General features: G+C 40.2%; 16 protein-coding genes and 2 pseudogenes. 17 read left to right on the top strand and 1 reads right to left on the bottom strand.

Features of this window, described 5'->3' with window-relative positions; translation table 11 throughout:
* The first annotated feature begins 9 nt into the window (after positions 1–9).
* The 7 genes from DESACI_RS16370 (at position 10) to DESACI_RS16340 (ending at position 7,271) form a co-directional block, all read left to right on the top strand.
* Positions 10–1,533, top strand: coding sequence for a carbohydrate-binding protein (locus DESACI_RS16370; RefSeq protein WP_014828311.1), 1,524 nt, complete (start codon positions 10–12; stop codon positions 1,531–1,533).
* A gap of 63 nt (positions 1,534–1,596) precedes the next feature.
* Positions 1,597–2,727 (top strand): pilus assembly protein PilM, encoded by a 1,131-nt coding sequence (gene pilM / locus DESACI_RS16365; RefSeq protein ID WP_014828310.1) that lies wholly within the window; start codon positions 1,597–1,599, stop codon positions 2,725–2,727.
* On the top strand, positions 2,728–3,270 hold the full coding sequence (locus DESACI_RS16360; protein ID WP_014828309.1) for a PilN domain-containing protein: 543 nt from the start codon (positions 2,728–2,730) through the stop codon (positions 3,268–3,270). It begins immediately after the preceding gene.
* A 55-nt stretch (positions 3,271–3,325) separates the two neighbouring features.
* Positions 3,326–3,940: a type 4a pilus biogenesis protein PilO gene (gene pilO, locus DESACI_RS16355; RefSeq protein ID WP_014828308.1), complete on the top strand. Its 615-nt coding sequence runs from the start codon at positions 3,326–3,328 to the stop codon at positions 3,938–3,940.
* A 97-nt stretch (positions 3,941–4,037) separates the two neighbouring features.
* Positions 4,038–4,781, top strand: a complete 744-nt coding sequence (gene sigK, locus DESACI_RS16350) for an RNA polymerase sporulation sigma factor SigK (RefSeq protein ID WP_014828307.1) — start codon at positions 4,038–4,040, stop codon at positions 4,779–4,781.
* Positions 4,782–5,362: 581 nt separating this feature from the next.
* Positions 5,363–5,971, top strand: a complete 609-nt coding sequence (locus DESACI_RS16345; RefSeq protein ID WP_014828306.1) for a DUF2087 domain-containing protein — start codon at positions 5,363–5,365, stop codon at positions 5,969–5,971.
* Positions 5,972–5,987: 16 nt separating this feature from the next.
* Positions 5,988–7,271, top strand: coding sequence for an MFS transporter (locus DESACI_RS16340; protein WP_242833076.1), 1,284 nt, complete (start codon positions 5,988–5,990; stop codon positions 7,269–7,271).
* Between the two features lie 44 nt (positions 7,272–7,315).
* Here DESACI_RS16340 and DESACI_RS25825 read toward each other — a convergent pair.
* Positions 7,316–7,480 (bottom strand): annotated as a pseudogene (locus tag DESACI_RS25825) (ATP-binding protein); the annotation flags it as partial.
* Positions 7,481–7,633: 153 nt separating this feature from the next.
* Between DESACI_RS25825 and DESACI_RS16335 the strand changes: the two are divergent.
* The 10 genes and pseudogenes from DESACI_RS16335 (at position 7,634) to DESACI_RS16290 (ending at position 16,200) form a co-directional block, all read left to right on the top strand.
* Positions 7,634–8,098 carry a hypothetical protein gene (locus DESACI_RS16335; RefSeq protein WP_427846752.1) on the top strand — a complete coding sequence of 155 codons (465 nt, stop codon included), beginning with the start codon at positions 7,634–7,636 and terminating at the stop codon, positions 8,096–8,098.
* The gene (locus DESACI_RS16330; protein WP_014828303.1) at positions 8,085–8,669 is read left to right on the top strand and encodes an accessory gene regulator ArgB-like protein; all 585 of its coding nucleotides are present in this window, start codon (positions 8,085–8,087) and stop codon (positions 8,667–8,669) included. The genes DESACI_RS16335 and DESACI_RS16330 overlap by 14 nt, the downstream gene beginning before the upstream one ends.
* Positions 8,666–8,788 carry a cyclic lactone autoinducer peptide gene (locus DESACI_RS23780; protein WP_014828302.1) on the top strand — a complete coding sequence of 41 codons (123 nt, stop codon included), beginning with the start codon at positions 8,666–8,668 and terminating at the stop codon, positions 8,786–8,788. Before DESACI_RS16330 ends, DESACI_RS23780 begins: the two co-directional genes overlap by 4 nt.
* A gap of 109 nt (positions 8,789–8,897) precedes the next feature.
* The gene (locus tag DESACI_RS16325) at positions 8,898–10,673 is read left to right on the top strand and encodes a two-component system sensor histidine kinase NtrB (RefSeq protein WP_014828301.1); all 1,776 of its coding nucleotides are present in this window, start codon (positions 8,898–8,900) and stop codon (positions 10,671–10,673) included.
* A gap of 438 nt (positions 10,674–11,111) precedes the next feature.
* Positions 11,112–11,381 carry a type II toxin-antitoxin system prevent-host-death family antitoxin gene (locus DESACI_RS16320; RefSeq protein ID WP_041276115.1) on the top strand — a complete coding sequence of 90 codons (270 nt, stop codon included), beginning with the start codon at positions 11,112–11,114 and terminating at the stop codon, positions 11,379–11,381.
* 5 nt (positions 11,382–11,386) lie between these two features.
* Positions 11,387–11,698 carry a type II toxin-antitoxin system RelE/ParE family toxin gene (locus tag DESACI_RS16315; RefSeq protein WP_014828299.1) on the top strand — a complete coding sequence of 104 codons (312 nt, stop codon included), beginning with the start codon at positions 11,387–11,389 and terminating at the stop codon, positions 11,696–11,698.
* Positions 11,699–12,038: 340 nt separating this feature from the next.
* Positions 12,039–12,227, top strand: coding sequence for a hypothetical protein (locus tag DESACI_RS24990; protein ID WP_049804073.1), 189 nt, complete (start codon positions 12,039–12,041; stop codon positions 12,225–12,227).
* A 129-nt stretch (positions 12,228–12,356) separates the two neighbouring features.
* The gene (locus tag DESACI_RS16300) at positions 12,357–13,868 is read left to right on the top strand and encodes an IS5 family transposase (protein WP_049804021.1); all 1,512 of its coding nucleotides are present in this window, start codon (positions 12,357–12,359) and stop codon (positions 13,866–13,868) included.
* Positions 13,869–13,982: 114 nt separating this feature from the next.
* Positions 13,983–14,600 (top strand): annotated as a pseudogene (locus DESACI_RS16295) (alpha/beta fold hydrolase); the annotation flags it as partial.
* Positions 14,601–14,802: 202 nt separating this feature from the next.
* Positions 14,803–16,200, top strand: coding sequence for a hypothetical protein (locus DESACI_RS16290; protein ID WP_014828298.1), 1,398 nt, complete (start codon positions 14,803–14,805; stop codon positions 16,198–16,200).
* Positions 16,201–16,266 lie beyond the last annotated feature (66 nt).

Raw genomic sequence — 16,266 nt, 5'->3', positions numbered from 1 at the left:
GAGAACGCTTTGCAAGAAAGAGGTTCAGCCCTGCTGACATCCGTAATTATCGTGATGGTTTTGCTGGCTATTTCGGGAATATTTTTCACGACCATAATCTATCAAGCTAAAAATGAATCTTCGGAAGATAAGGGGCTAAAAGCTTATTATTTGGCTGAAGCGGGCATCCAGTACGGAATAGCCGCCGGACTTAAGGCTATAGCGGATGGGACTCTGGCGAAGGGAGGGACTCTTACACTGCCGCCATTGACACCTCCCGGGCAAAGCGGTGACTTTAAGGTTACGGTCACTAACGGAACGACTTCCTTTACTGTGACAAGCACCGGCGAGTATCTTGAGGATCGAAGGGTTAAACAAGCGGAATATGGGTATGGTGGCAACGGTGGAGATGATTGTCAAGAAGAGGATCTAAACCTGAATTATCCCCTTTGGGATCCTAAGGCCGTTTATTCTATCGCAAATACGCATGTAACCTATATAGATGACAACGGTAATAAGCGATATTTTTATAATCTTTGGTATGCGGATCAGAATGAAATACCCGGAAGAGATGATGTTTGGCAGGAGATCACCATAAAATGGCGGTCATTTAATCGCTATGAGCTTGATGCTGTAAATATTGTTTGTTACCAAGGTAAGAAGTTTAAAGTGACTCAGAGCAATTGGTCCGAAAATCAACAGCCGGGACTATTAAATAATCCCTGGAACGAGATAACCTACGAGTGGCGGAATTTTAATGTTTATCATGCTGCGGGAGACTATGTAACCTATAATTCTCAGTTATTTAGATCCAGGTGGTACACCTATAATCAACAACCGGGTTTAATAGGCAGTCCTTGGCAAGAACTGACAAATGATTGGGCGAACGCTAATGATTATAACGCAGGGGATATCGTTGTTTACAATGGTGAACTTTATCGAGCCCATGATAACGGCAATGCGGACTTCAAGCAGCCCGGATTAGACAGTAGTTGGCAACAATTAACCACTGAATGGAAATCTTTCAATATTTATGACCCCGGCGACGACAACACCTATAATGACGTCGTTTACAATGGACATTGGTATAGAGCGAATTACTATAATAAAAATAAAATACCGGGGACTTCAAATGCCTGGTATTTATTATCTTCGCAACCTGCAGACCCTGTTCTTTTGGGAGTGATGATATCCCCGATGACGGCCTCTGTCACTGTAGGCCAGAAACAAACCTATACTGCGAAAGCCATTTACTCTGATGGTTCTACAAAGGATGTAACAAATTCAGCAACCTGGAGCAGTTCTAATTCTAGTTATGCGACGGTTGATCACAATGTTGCTACAGGCCTATCTGCCGATGCTGTCACAGGTACGATTCGTGAGTCTACACCTATCTCGATCCCAATACCTAAGACTGTTCCTATTACAGCCATTTATAGGGGAAAGGTAGGGAACGGATATATAACGGTTAACCCGCCGGCCTCAAATTCCGGTACCGGTGGAACGAATGGCAAAGGGCTTTTATGGGAAAAAGAAACTATTTTGAACAATTAAATATGCAATAAGAGGATCTAACCTTAAAGATGACCTAGTATTAGCTTAAAAAGGGGATTGACAGTGCTTATACGGAAACAATGGCTGGCAGTTGTACGAGGTGACCGCTGGATTGTCGCTAAAGTCGCCCGCCGCAAATTAAAATTGGATATTCTTCATATAGCTGAATATCATGCGCCAATTGAATATAAAACCTTAGGGGATGAGGGCGAAAGCTTAGAAAAGAACTTATCTATTGAAGAAAAAGATCCCGAAGTGAAGCTTCCGTTGGGCGGAACAAAAACAGACCTGCTTAAGACGTGGCTGCATAATAATCATGTTCCTATCAATAAACTTCGTATTGCCATCTCTTGTCCGGGGGTGATTACACGAATGATCACTCTGCCGCTTCTGGCGAACCACGATTTGGACAAGCTTTTAACTGATCAAGTGGAGCAGTACTTCACTTTGAATATTTCGGACTACGTTGTCGACTATCGCTTGCTGGAACGTTTTTCCGAAGAGGGGGAACTCCGCCAGCGGGTTCTTCTGGCCGCTATTCCCAAGTATCACTGGGAAAGGTTATGGTCTGAGTGGAGAGAAATTGGCATTCAACCCAAAGTGGTGGATTTAGCTGCTGATAGTTTGGCCAGGCTTTATTCAAAGTTAACTTCGAAGGATTTGCTCAAGGCTAACGTTGAGACGGAGACTTCCTTGGATTTAGCCATTGTAGATATGAATTCAGAGCGTGTGGAGTTTATCCTCTTGGAGCACGGAGTGTTTTTTTTGTATTCAGATATAGAGGTTTCGTTGGACGGCTTAGATCAAGTGAAAAATGCTTTAAGTTCTTTATCAGTAGGGCATGAGAATGGACACCCAGAAGAAACAGACGATGATTTGCAAACCGCTAAGCTGCAGGCTTGGGCCAAAAAGGAGATTGAGACGGCGTTACAAAATGTTTTGCAATCCTTGGCAAACTTTTTTAGTTTTTTTGCAGCCCGGCATTTTGGTAAAACTCTAGATTTTATTTATCTGACAGGGGAATATTCGGATCTTCCCTACTTGGAAGAAATTTTTCAATCTAATTTGGATATCAGTACTCAGGTGGGTTTTCCCAATGCTTGGCGGCCTCGTTTTAACCGTAGGACGAAAACATTTCAAAAATACGGAATGAAATATGGCAGTCTTTATGGTATAGCCATGCGGGAGGGCTAAATGAAAGAAAAAAACGAATTCAATTTTGCCCAACGTTGGGTTACCAGTCTGGCTCGTGAATCAAACGGCCCTTCAAAGTTTAAAACACAAGCAGTAATTTGGGGAATCGTAGGTCTCATGATCTTTGGAATTATAGGCAGTACTCCTTGGCTCTGGGATTATAAATTAGCACGAGATATTAACAAGGCTGAAGAGAACATCTCCTCCCTTAGAGAGATTTCAACCCAAGTCAGCAAAATGAATGCTCTTAAAAAAGAAGTTCAAGAAGAGCAACAGACGTTGAATACTATCCAAAAAAGCACTCATGATCCGGGGTCTGTTTTGGATAAGCTGAAGGGGATGTTACCGATTGGAACAATTATCAACTCGTTTGCCCTACAGGAAAATAGCGTAGCCCTGAGCGTAAGTGTTCCGAACCCAGTGGATGTGGCCCGTTTATGGGTCAGCCTTCGTGATTCAGGGATGTTTCAGGAAGTTAATCTGCAAAATGTTTCTTTACAGGATAAGGTTCAAAGTTTAAATCTTAATTTATTGTTAAAGTAGATTCTCTTTCAGTCAACTTCAGCAGGTTGGATGGAGGGGTCAAGGAGCAGAAAGGATGAAAAAGGAAAAGCTGCAAGCCATTATACTTTTAGTGATCATAATGTTCGGCCTCTGTTATTCGTACATAAAATTTCTATTTCTGCCCCAGTGGGAGGTCATTAAAAGTGATAGTTTACGCCTAAAATCATTGCAAAATAAGTATCAGGAATTATTATTGCACAAAACTGATAGTACCGGGTTGCAAAAAAACATTGAAACCTTAGAGAAGGAAGTCATGCAATTAAAAGCTAAACTTCCTAATCGACTGGATAAGCCGCAAATAATCGTTGCCCTTTATACCTTAGCCAAACAACACGGAGTAAATCCTCAGTCAATTACCTTCGATCAAGCCCAAAACAAAGGTGCCTATCAAGAGATGGGAATAAGCTTAAGCTGCTTGGGCAAAACAGCGGATTTACTGGCAATGATTCATGATTTGCAATTTGGAGCGGGACAGCGTCTTGCAGTTAAAAGTGTGAATCTCTCCGGTTCGCAAGGAAATATGCGGGCGGATTTGAAACTGACGGCCAGTGCCCTTAATGGAAATTCCAACGTTTCCGGCGGCGATAAACCAACCTTTATGAATTCCCCAATCGGTGTGGATTCTCCGGAAAAGATGTTTAGCCCCTAAGAGGTTTTATCTGTTAAAAGAGTTTATTATTCAGTGGAAAAGCACAATTCTCCTTTTTCGAGCATAGTTATGAACATGGCTCGAAAGGGGTGAGAGGGTGTTCGCTGAATTTTTGTTGGTTACAATTGCCTTATCTGCGCTTAAGGGAGTATCCCTGCTAGTTTCCTATATCAATAACAATGCTTTTCCCCAGCCTTTAAGTGAACATGAAGAAGCTCGGTATCTAGCAATTTTGAGCAAGAGCAAATCTGCCCAGCCGTTTACTCTAACTCCTGAAGTGGAGGACGCGCGTAATACTTTGGTTGAGCACAATTTGCGCTTAGTGGCTCATCTTGTCAAAAAATTTGACGGAACGGGAGAGGATGGGGATGATCTGATCTCCATCGGAACGATTGGTTTAATTAAAGGCATTAACACCTTTGATCCCGGGAAGGGGACTAAGCTGGCCACCTATGCGGCCCGGTGCATTGAAAATGAGATCTTGATGCATCTGAGATCCTTGAAGAAATCCCGGGGTGAGGTATCTATTTACGATCCCATTGGCATGGATAAAGAAGGGAATGAGATTTCTCTCATTGATGTTTTAGGTTCCAATGAAGAGGATATTTCTATCAGGGTTGAAAATGCTTCGGAGCAGAAAGCGTTATTGGAGCTCGTTAAAAAGCTTACCAAGAGAGAAAAGATGGTGCTTCAATTGCGCTATGGGCTTATGAACAGCCCTAAGCGGACCCAGCGTGAGATCGCTAAAGTTCTTGAGATTTCACGGTCTTATGTGTCAAGGATTGAAAAAAAGGCGATTCAAAAGCTGATGGAAGAGATGAAGAGGATTGATCCGAAATAATATGGCAATGATTTACTGGAAAGGGAAGGATAGAACTTCTTTAACTCTGCATTGATAGAAAAGAGCTTCCTTATGGGCATGAACAACTTGTTGCCCATAAGGAAGCTTCTTTAATTAGAGAAAAGATATTTGTAAGTGCAAAATAAGCATGTGCATGGTCAACCGTGAGGTCTTAATTTTGTAAGTGGTGGATATGTTGGCGTCGTGAAGTAACCTCCTGCCATCGCTTACCATTACTGGACTTCGATCGGGCTGTAGGTGATCGCCATAATTTTGTCATAGCTGTCCCCGTTTGGGGGAGTAATGTCTGCAGCGATGTAACGCCGCCAATTGCCGGAACTAGCATTAGAGTAGGTTTGAGTTTGAGGCTAAGATAATGGTAATTGACGATAGCTGAAATCGATGAGTGATGATGTTTCACTGAGCATAGACAAAAATGGACAGGAGTGGGAATACAGTGGCAGAAACTTGACAACAATACTAATTGGATTACAATCTAATTAGATACTTGTCAAATCCTTTTTGGTAATTCTTATAAATAGGGTGTTGTCGGGGATTGTAGAAAAGGGAGTGATAAACCATTGCAACTAAATCGAATTATTAATTTTCACAAGGCATTATCTGACCCTACACGTATTCGTATTCTGGCAATTTTGGCGAAGGAGCCTCACCATGGTCAGGCCCTTGCTGAACGCCTTGGAATAACCCCTTCGACGATTACTCACCACATGGCAAGACTTCGCGATGCAGGTCTTGTGAAAACTAGACGAGAGAAGAACACGATTTATTTTTCTTTGGAGGAAATGACATTACAACAGGATGCTCAGGCAACGATAAATGTCATCCTTGAACCAGCAAACAATAGGCTCATGAAAATTGAATGGGAGGCAAGCATTTTAGATAGTCTGGAAAAGGAACGTGATGGCGTTCTCAGGAATTTCTTTACACCTGATGGTAAACTGAAACAAATTCCTGTTCAGCATAAGAAAAAACGATTTGTTTTGGAACGGATGTTAGAAGGATTAGTGGTAGGGCGAAAGTATTCGGAAAAAGAGATTAACGAGCACATTAAAAACTTTTATCCTGATTACGCAACCATTCGGCGCGAGTTCATTATCTACCGATATATGTACCGAGACAATGGGATCTATGAAATGAATCCTCCAGAACTATGGAAAAGAGAGGATTAAGACATTGTGGGGAAAAGTGGGTTTTATCCGTGACAATATATTATTCCGACGCATAATTTACGCGGCGTTTGTCAGTTCATTGGGAGATTGGTTTAATAGTATTGCTGTCATAACGTTAGTTCTAACTCTAACTCATTCTTCTCTTGCTGTGGGAGTGACCTTGGCGATGCGCGTGATTCCATACCTCATCGCGGGTCCGATCGGGGGGGTTCTAAGTGACCGATTGCGTAGGACACAGGTGATGATTGCTTGTGACCTTATTCGCTCCGTTTTGGCCCTCGGTTTTTTATTTGTTTTGCGTATGGAAGATATATGGCTTGTCTATGTATTAAGCACAACTCTCGTATTCTTTTCAGCTTTTTATGGTCCTGCCCGCTCGGCATATCTTTCGAGCATAGTTAAGAAAGAAAATATCGGCATTGCCAGTTCTATTACGACTGGGCTTAATGGCATTGCCATGATTTTGGGATTTAGCTTGGCTGGAATTACTATTGCGGAGTTTGGCGTTTCGATTGCCTTTGTGTTCAATGCGTTCTCCTTTATCTTTTCAGCTTTCTTTCTTGTAAAAGGCGCTCGTAGTGAATTTGCTCAATATAGGGATTCCGTTATGCCTATCGCTAAGAGTAAAAATGCAAATGTTGATGTTACGAAGCTAATCGTCAGTTATTGGGCATCCTTTAAAATCGGTGTATACGGAATTACTCGGAATAAACCTGTTGCATTCGTTGTTTATCTCTTCATGGGTGGGGCGATCGGAGGGGGGGCCATCAATGTTTTAATTTCTGTCATGGTGGATCAGGTATTTGGTGGAGGGAGCAAGGGGTTAGGGCTTCTGTATGCTTCGTTGGGGGTCGGAACCATAGTGGGTAGTTTTACAACAGAGCGTTTGTTTAAAGGAAACTATAAACGAATGCAAGCAACTGTGGGCTTAACCTTAGTCCTTGATGCATTGTTTCAGATCTTTTTTGTCAATAGTCCGAACCTTAGTGGAGCGATGCTTGGGCTCATAGGCGTAGGCTATGCAAGTGCGTTAAGTAATGCTATTGAACTGACGATTATCGCTTCCTTAACGCCAAATGTGATACAGGGAAGAGTTTTTTCTGTATCCGAAACCCTGAAAGCAACCCTTCTTGGAATATCCATGGTGCTCGTTGGGTTGTTAACGAGTAGGGTTGGTCCTCAACATGTAGGTGATTTAGGAGCAATAATAATTTTTTGTTCTGGTCTACTCTATACTTTGATGTATAAATCGTATAAACGTAAAGATGTTGATGTTATTCAGGGTTCTAGTAAGATTTGAAAGAAATAAAGATATCGATGGTCTTTGAACTATAAGCAAACCTAACCTAGGTTTAAAGCCTGTACCTCTAAGGATATAGCCAAATGCATAATTCCCAATACCGGGTGGTCCCAGGAAACAAATGTTGAACGCTTGCTCACCCAAGTCATATCGGACAACCTTAGCATCTGTTCATTGGATACGCTGCGTTGGAATCCGAAGTCGAAAGCGGGGAAGAACTGGAGAATCGTTCGTAAGCGGGTAATAGTTATTGAATATTATAGTAAATTCACAAAATTATTAGCAGGAATATTGTCATATTTATAGAACTATTATTAAAATATAAGTAGTTTGAAAATTCAGGGGGATTAAAATTGAACTCAATGCCTTTTATCAGCTTGATATTTCAAGGAATCCCGGAGCAAATTGCTCTTACAGTGTTAGCTTTTACTATTGCGAATGCCAAAATGAAATGGCCTAAAATAGTTACTATTGGAACTTGTTTAGCAATAGCAGCCTATTTAGTAAGGAAGCTTCCTGTCCCTTTTGGTTTACATACTATCATTTTAATTATTTTATTATTTTTATTCTTAGTCTTTTGGGCTAAAGGAGACATTGCAATTTCCTTTTTAGGAAGTACGCTAGGCTTTTTGATACTTATTGGTTATGAATTAGTTTGTGTCTCAACGCTAATAAAAATATTTAATATTGATCCAGATACTCTAATGACGAATTTAATTCCCCGAATTTTAATATTTGAACCTCAAGTGATTCTATTGTTTTTAACCGCCTTTCTCTTGGAAAAATACAGAAAAAGAGGTTTTATAGGAAAACATGAATCTTTCTGATCTCAGTAACCAGATTTCAGACACCATTGTTATGGAGACGAAGTTGGATAATGAAAAAAAAGAAATATTGTCTTACGCTGTCGAGACGTTTATTCTATCTATCACTGGAACGCTTTTAGTCGTTCTAACTAGCTACATTTTCCATGTAATGATTCCTGCTTTAATTGCAACCTTCTTCGGCGGATCTCTAAGGAGATTATCAGGGGGGGCTCACTTCAATACTCCGTTCAAATGTTTGATGTCTGGAGCGATTATTTATACCTTTATTGGCTTCATTTCAGAACAAGCCATTAGGTTTGAATTAGTGCAGGTAAAATTTGGATTACCGTTCATTTTATTTTGTTTAATTACCGTTGGAATATTGGCTCCCGTCGATAGTCCCGGAAAACCCATCCGTTCAAAAAAACTACGAAGAACGCTTAAAATTCTGTCGATTATCTTTGTCTTGGTAGTTATGGTAGTTTTAAATTTTACCCAGTTAAACCTTCTAAAAGTGAGTTCACTTTTAGGGATCACTTATCAATGTATAACCTTGTTCCCGATTTTTAACAGAAAGGAGGTGGAACTATGAAGCGAGTAATATTTACATTCATAGCAGCGGGTCTTCTTTTGTTGGCTAACGTAACCTCAGTTTTTGCTTGTGGATGGCTTGGTTACCAACCCACAGCTCCAAAATCCTTACAAAAGTAAGTCCAATTTATAAGTTGCAATAGTATATTATACAAGGATTACAATTTAAAGCTGGGTTTATGACCCAGCTTTAAGTTGTAATCCTTACCCTTATCTAAGGAGCCTAAAGATGTTAAAAAATATAAAAACGATGTTAAATAAACAATCTGTAATTCAGAAAACCTTAACTAAAATAACAGTGATTTTATTTATTTTCATGATAATATTTGCCATATCTACAGAGAATCTATTTTGGAATAATGTAGAATTAAAACTCGAAAACCAGTCCTGGATGAGGGAATCGTCTATTGAACAAGATCTTAATAAAAATGCTCTTTTGATAAATAGGATTAAAAGAAAGGCCGATGAAAGTAAACAGGCAAAAATTAATGAGATAGATACAATATTAAGTCCTCTGCTAAAAAGTGACAACAAAGATCTTTCCGGTTACTATGATATTGATTTGGACACCAATTTTCCTTTAAATAATACTAAGTATGCCTCATTAAAAGAAATGGTTTTAGATCATCATACGAATACTTCATGGGGCGAGAATGGGGCAATATTTACTAAAAAACCTGTCTATATTAATGGTACATTGAACGGTTATGCCTGGTTATATCTTAAAGCCACAAATGTCCTTTTCGAGCCCTTTCAGATTTTAACACTTACAATTATTGCATTGCTTTTAGTATCTGCCTTAATCGTGAATTTAGTTCGCCGATATTTTAACGAGATACAATTTTATTTGGAAGAATTCACCGAGATGATAATCCAGAGACATGAAGCATCTACTGAAAATGAAGGAATTATCCAAAAACTTCCGGAACTGAAACCCTTGATGAATCAATTATCTTATTATACAGAAAATCTTAATCAAATGAACTCAGAATTGGAATTTGAGAGATTAAGAATAGAAAGAATATTAGAAGGGGTAACAGATGGATTTTTGACGTTTGATAATAATTGGCAGTGTACTTATATAAACAGGGTTGCCAAAGAACTATTTGATAATGAAAACATTTTAGGATTAAATTTATGGGAGGCTTGTCCTAGAATAGCAGCTACAAAAACAGAGCTTAAAATTAAACAGGCAATGATAGAGAGGAAATCTCTTCATTGGGAGGACGTAGGCTTTGGACAACTTCATCAATACTATGAATATCATGCATATCCATTCGAAGACGGATTAACCATCTTCTTTCAAAATGTTACCAGTATCAAAGAGCAACAAAATGAGTTAAACCGTTTACAAAGAGTTAACTTAATCGGCCAATTGGCGGCAGGAATCGGCCATGAAATTCGAAATCCACTAACTTCGGTAAGAGGGTTTCTTCAATTACTGAGTACAAAACCAAATTTTAAAGAACAGAGTGAGGTTTTGGAGTTGATGATTAGTGAAATTGATCGCGCAAACCTCATTATTACGGACTTCTTGTCGTTAGCAAAGGTTAACGTCGAACATGCAAAGTACCAAAATATTAATGATATTGTTTACAATTTATATCCTCTAATGCAGGCGGATGCTTTTAACAACAATAAAGAGGTGCGTCTAAATTTGAATGAAACTGAGAATATACTGCTTGATACAAATGAAATAAAACAACTTATCTTGAACATTGTTCGGAATGGACTGGAAGCTACTCATACTGGGGGGAGTGTAACCATCAGTACGCTGCAAGAACCTGCAAAAGTTGTTCTGGTAATTCGAGATGATGGACCAGGAATACCTCTTGAAATCCAGAAAAGAGTGGGGACTCCCTTTTTCACGACAAAAGATACTGGTACAGGTCTTGGTTTGGCAATTTCTCAAAGCATTGCGCAACGACATAATGCTTCGTTCGATTTTGAGACGGGAAAAAATGGAACCTCTTTTATTATAAAATTTCCCAAGCATGTTGGGTAAGATCAGCGTAACCGCCATCAATTTATAGGTGAAGAGCCTGAGGTTCGTATTTACCAGATAATTGATGGCTACATTGCTGCATTGGGGAGCTTGGTACGCAATGATGAGGGATATGATACATAACGTAATGGAGATCCAGCTCTCGTCCTCGGAGGTCATCTAGAGGAGAAAAGACGCTAAACAGGTATTCTTTCCCGTACCTTATCGGAAAAGCACAAAAGAGAGAGCACCAACTTTCTCGTTGGCGTAACTTTATTGTAAGTTTTCAAGGAAAATCTGTTTCCATGAACGCAGCATACAGGGACAGTTGTACTACTGAAGAAGAAATGAAATAGAATAAGAATATATCATCATAATATACGGCAAGAATAATTGATTGAAAGAATAGTCATTTTACGATATGATATGACTATATATATATCGAAAAGCGGTGATATCATGGAAGCAGCAATCAGACCGTCAGCAGATTTAAGGAATCATTATAGTGAAATTTCTAGGCAGTGCAGAGAATCAAGGGATGCAGTAATTATTACGGTAAATGGACGAGGAGATACAGCAGTTCTTGGATTGCAGGATTACTATCAGATGAAATCCGAACTGGAATTACTCAGAACACTTGCGGAAGCGGAAGACGATGTGAAACATGGAAGGGTAGCAGCAATTCAGGATTCGTTTGATGATCTTCGTGCATCTTTACTGGAAAGGTAGAATGGATGAAGTATAAAATCTTACGAACGGATAAAGCAGAGGAACAGCTCCGTGAACTCGTTTTTTATATTGCAGATGATTCAGGTAATGTTGATATTGCACTAGGCTATTTGGATAAGATTGAAACGGCAATCAATCGTCTTCAGGAGTTTCCAGAGTCGGGAAGTATTCCTAGATATTCGATTTTAAAAAAGCAAGGGTATAGAGTAATAATTGTCGAAGGACCTCTTGTGTTTTATAAGATAAACGAAGAGGCTGAGTTAGTTATTATATATGCCATCGTGGATGCTAGAAGAGAATATCGAAATTTAATATAAGAAGTATAATAGGTGCATTCAGACTAAAATCTGGATGCTTTTCTCTTATGCAAGAAAGATGGTAAAAACAAAAAAATATGACCGTCAAAAACTAATGGCCTTCGTGACTCAGGTACTGTCAATAATCTTTCGCAAATTTATTTCTGCTTGGCATCAATTTCTTGGTTATACTACCGTTGCCCCCCCCCCTTGTGTCAGAATAGTTGTCATAGACCTCCGAGAGAAGTATAGTGAGTTAACGGCACTCGGAGGAGGATAATAATGGCAAAGTATAGTGAGGAATTTAAGTATTCACTCATGATGAAGATGATGCCACCACAAAATCAAGCGGTAAGTGCTATTGCTTGAGAAACAGGATTATCGGAGGCTACCCTGCATCAATGGAGAAGACAAGCAAGAGCCAAAGGAATGGCGGTTCCAGGTTAAATTTGATGAAAATGCCAGTCAGTATGATGGTCAAAGAAAAAAGCGTATTCCCTGTTTCGATGATTTCTATTCTATAGCAATTTCACTGACCCGCATATTATAAGGCTAAATTAGGGATTACTGAATAACCTCGAAACCTGCATGGGAGTAGGAACTAAGGCCATTTTCGTGGTATAATAAAGCAAGATAAAGGATGAATATGGTCGAAAAACCTTGCAGATGGGGGACGAAAATGTACCGAAAACCTACAGGTCAAATTAGCTTACTCGAAGACTTCAGATTTTTTGCAGGCGGCAAACTTGATGCGAATAACCGTTGGGTCAAGATGGCCGATTTGATTCCCTGGAACGTTGTTGAAGAGCGATATGCTTCTCATTTCCCAAAGCATACTGGAAATGTTGCGAAACCAGTTCGTGTCGCATTGGGTGCCCTCATCATCAAAGAAAAGTGTGGATTTTCCGACGAAGAAACCGTCCAACAAATCATGGAAAACCCCTATTTGCAATACTTCATCGGGCTGGAGGAATTTCAAACCACTCCACCGTTCGATTCATCGAGTATGGTCCATTTTCGGAAACGCCTCGACGCTAAGGTAATTGCTGAACTGAACGAAGCCTTATGTAAGGGAGAAACAAAGACGGAAACTGAAGATCATAAAGATCAAAACACTCCCCCACCAAGTTCAGGTTGTACAGACGACAATCGTCGTGAAGATCAAGCAAGCAGTGAGCAACCACCCCAACAAAACCACGGAAAACTCATTTTGGATGCCACATGCACCCCGGCCGATGTGAAATATCCCACGGATTTTTCTCTACTAAATGACGCACGGGAAAAGTTAGAGGCCATGGTGGACACCTTGCATGAGAATCAAATAGGGAAAGAGCTCAAGCCAAGAACCTATCGACAAAAGGCACGTAAACTCTATCTGAAGTTAGAAAAGAATCGGAAACCCAGAAGTCGTGAAATCCGCAAGGCCATTCGGAAACAGCTGAGCTTCGTTACAAGAGACCTTCAGATCGTCTTGAAACTATCAGCCAAGTACCCAGAAGGACTCAGTAAACGGCAGCAAAAAGACTTAGAAACCATACAAACACTCTTTGAACAGCAAAAAACCATGTATGACAAACGAGTCCACACTATAGAAGAGCGTATCGTGAGCATTAGCCAACCGCATGTTCGCCCGATTGTGAGGGGTAAAAAAACAGCAGCCACAGAATTTGGAGCGAAAGTTGCCATAAGTATCGTCAACGGATTTGCTTGGATCGAGAAGTTGAGTTGGGAAGCCTTTAATGAGGGCACCACCCTGATTGATTCGGTAGAAACCTATAAGGAGCGCCATGGAAACTATCCTGAATCCGTGATTGCCGATAAAATATATCGGAACCGAGACAACCTGCAGTACTGCAAGTTACATGGCATTCGGCTTAACGGGCCCAAACTAGGTCGACCCTCGAAGGATAAAAAAGAGCATTTAGAACAAAGGCGGCTAGAGAAACAAGAGGCAGGCCTAAGAAATGCAGTCGAGGCGAAATTCGGTGAAGGAAAACGTCGTTATGGACTAGGTCGAATAATGGTACGTCTCAAAGAAACGAGTGAGACGGTCATTGGCTTACAGTTCATCATCATGAACCTGGGGAAGCGCCTCCGGGATCTTTTGTACCTTTTTTGGGAAACGCCTTTTTTCGAGTTGGGAGATTTTGTTTGTTGCCTAGAAACTAAAAATATGGGGACTGTTCAGTAATCCCTAAATTACAAACTAGTTGGGAAGGGTAACACACCTTTGTTGTTCTTACATGGTAATACTGCTTCTTCAAAGATGTTTACACCAAAAGTTAAATTCTAAGCCGAACGATTCCGGGTTGTTTTAATAGATTATCCTGGGCATGGCAAATCTGAAATGTTGCAGGAGTTTCCAGTGGATTATTGGCGTTATAATGCTAGGGTTGCCATTAAGTTATGTCAAACGTTAAACTTTAATAAAGTAAACCTAATCGGAACGAGTGGGGGAGCCATTGTCGCCTTAAACATGGCTTTATTAGAACCATTGCTTGTTGGCAAAATCATTGCAGATAGCTTTGGAGGCGATTCTCTAAATAGTGAAGATGTTGCTACTCTGAGAGACCAGCGTGAAGAAGCGAAGGGAAATTTACGTTCAATACTATTTTGGTTTCTGATGCACGGCCTTAGGTGGAAGAAAGTAGTAGATGCTGATACTAAAATGATCGAACAGTCTAGTTTATCCAGAAAGGGATACTATTGCGGTGATTTATCAGAAATAACCGTGCCAGTATTAATAACCGGAAGTCTTCAAGATGAATTGATTAGGGATATAGAATTTCGTCTGAAAACATTTTCCAATAAGTTGAGAAGTTCGAAATTGCTTTTCTACCCAACTGGTTCACATCCAGCTTTGTTAAGTAATAGCAGAGAATTTGACAAACTAGCTCTTGAGTTTTTAGAAACAGATACTTAAATCGTCAGATTGTTCCATGCTTTTAATGTATTAAAAGGACTGAGCTATCTAATTGGATAGCTTAGTCCTTTTAACGTTACTATTTTCAGGATACTTTCAGTTAATGTTCATTATAGATTCAGTATAATCATGGATAATACTAATAGGGTTATTAAATAATTGATAGGGTGTTAAACATAAGTTTCAAGGAGGCCAATGGAAAATGAAAAGAAAATTTATTATTCCGGTATGCATGTTAATTACATCTTCACTACTTTTTTTAAATGGTTGTGGAAGTGCGAAAAGCTCAAACAGCGCCATAGCTTCAGTCTCAACGTCAACTTCAGCATCTTCTGGAAACAATGGACCAAGCGGCCCAGGCGGGCAGCCAGGCGGAGCAGGAAATACTGCCGCTGTCACAGGAACTGCAACATATACCCAGAGTGGAAATTCTGCAACTAAGACCAATCAGACAATTACTGCAGCGAAGGCTAATGAGTCAGCCGTAAAGATTACTAACAAAGGTTCATATACTCTGACAGATTCAAAAATATCGACAACCGGCAACAGTTCTTCGATGGACAGCAGCAGTTTTTACGGCCTTAACGCCGCAGTTCTAGCTGAATCGGGCAGTAAAACAACAATTTCCAATACAACAATTACGACCAGCGGGTCAGGTGCTAACGGTGTCTTTGCAACTGGTACGGGTTCGACAGCTGACCTAACTGATGTAAAAATTAATTGCACCGCTACAGGGGCACATGGTGTGGACGCAACTTTAGGCGGAGTATTGAATCTTAAGAATGTTGATATCAGTACTGCAGGTAATGGTGCTTCTGCTGCCATTGCAACGGATAGGGGTGGTGGAACGATAAATGCTGCAGGTGGTACAGTTACCACAACCGGAACAAAGTCACCCGGCATTTATTCTACTGGCAACATCACGGTTTCCGATGCCGCCATTAAAACCGCTGCGTCAGAAGCCGTGGTTATTGAAGGCAAAAACTCTGCAGCAGTTATGAATTGTACAATTAGCTCTGCCAAGAATTGGGGTGTTTTTATATATCAAAGTTTTTCTGGTGATGCTGAAACTGGTACGGGCAATTTCACGATGAATGGCGGATCTATTACAGCGAATGAAGGCCCAATGTTCTATTCAACCAATACAGATGCAATCATTAATTTGAAAGGTGCAGTCATAAATGCTGCTTCAGGAACTCTTTTAAAAGCCGGTGCCGACCAATGGGGTACAAAGGGTTCAAATGGTGCAACTGTAACCCTAAATGCTGATAGTGAAAACCTTGCAGGAAATATTGTACTCGATAACATTAGCTCAGCTAAATTAAACTTCAAGAATTGCACAATCTTAAAAGGTGCCATAAATACAGGCAATACTGCCAAATCCATAACGGTTGACCTTGATAAAACAAGTACTTGGCAAGTTACAGGGACTTCTTATCTTTCGAGTTTGACGGATGATGATACGTCTCTAGCTAACATTGTCAGTAATGGTAACACCATATATTATGATTCAAGCGCTAGTGCTAATAGTTGGTTAGGCGGTAAAACAATTTCCTTGGCTGGTGGTGGTAAGCTTTGTCCGGTTACCAGTATGAAATAGGGCTGGAATGGTTTAAGAATGTTTTAAGTTTAAAAGATGAAAGAGATCTCCAAATACCATATTTTA

Source organism: Desulfosporosinus acidiphilus SJ4 (assembly GCF_000255115.2).
GTDB lineage: Bacteria > Bacillota > Desulfitobacteriia > Desulfitobacteriales > Desulfitobacteriaceae > Desulfosporosinus > Desulfosporosinus acidiphilus.
This window is presented reverse-complemented; position numbering and strand designations above follow the sequence as displayed.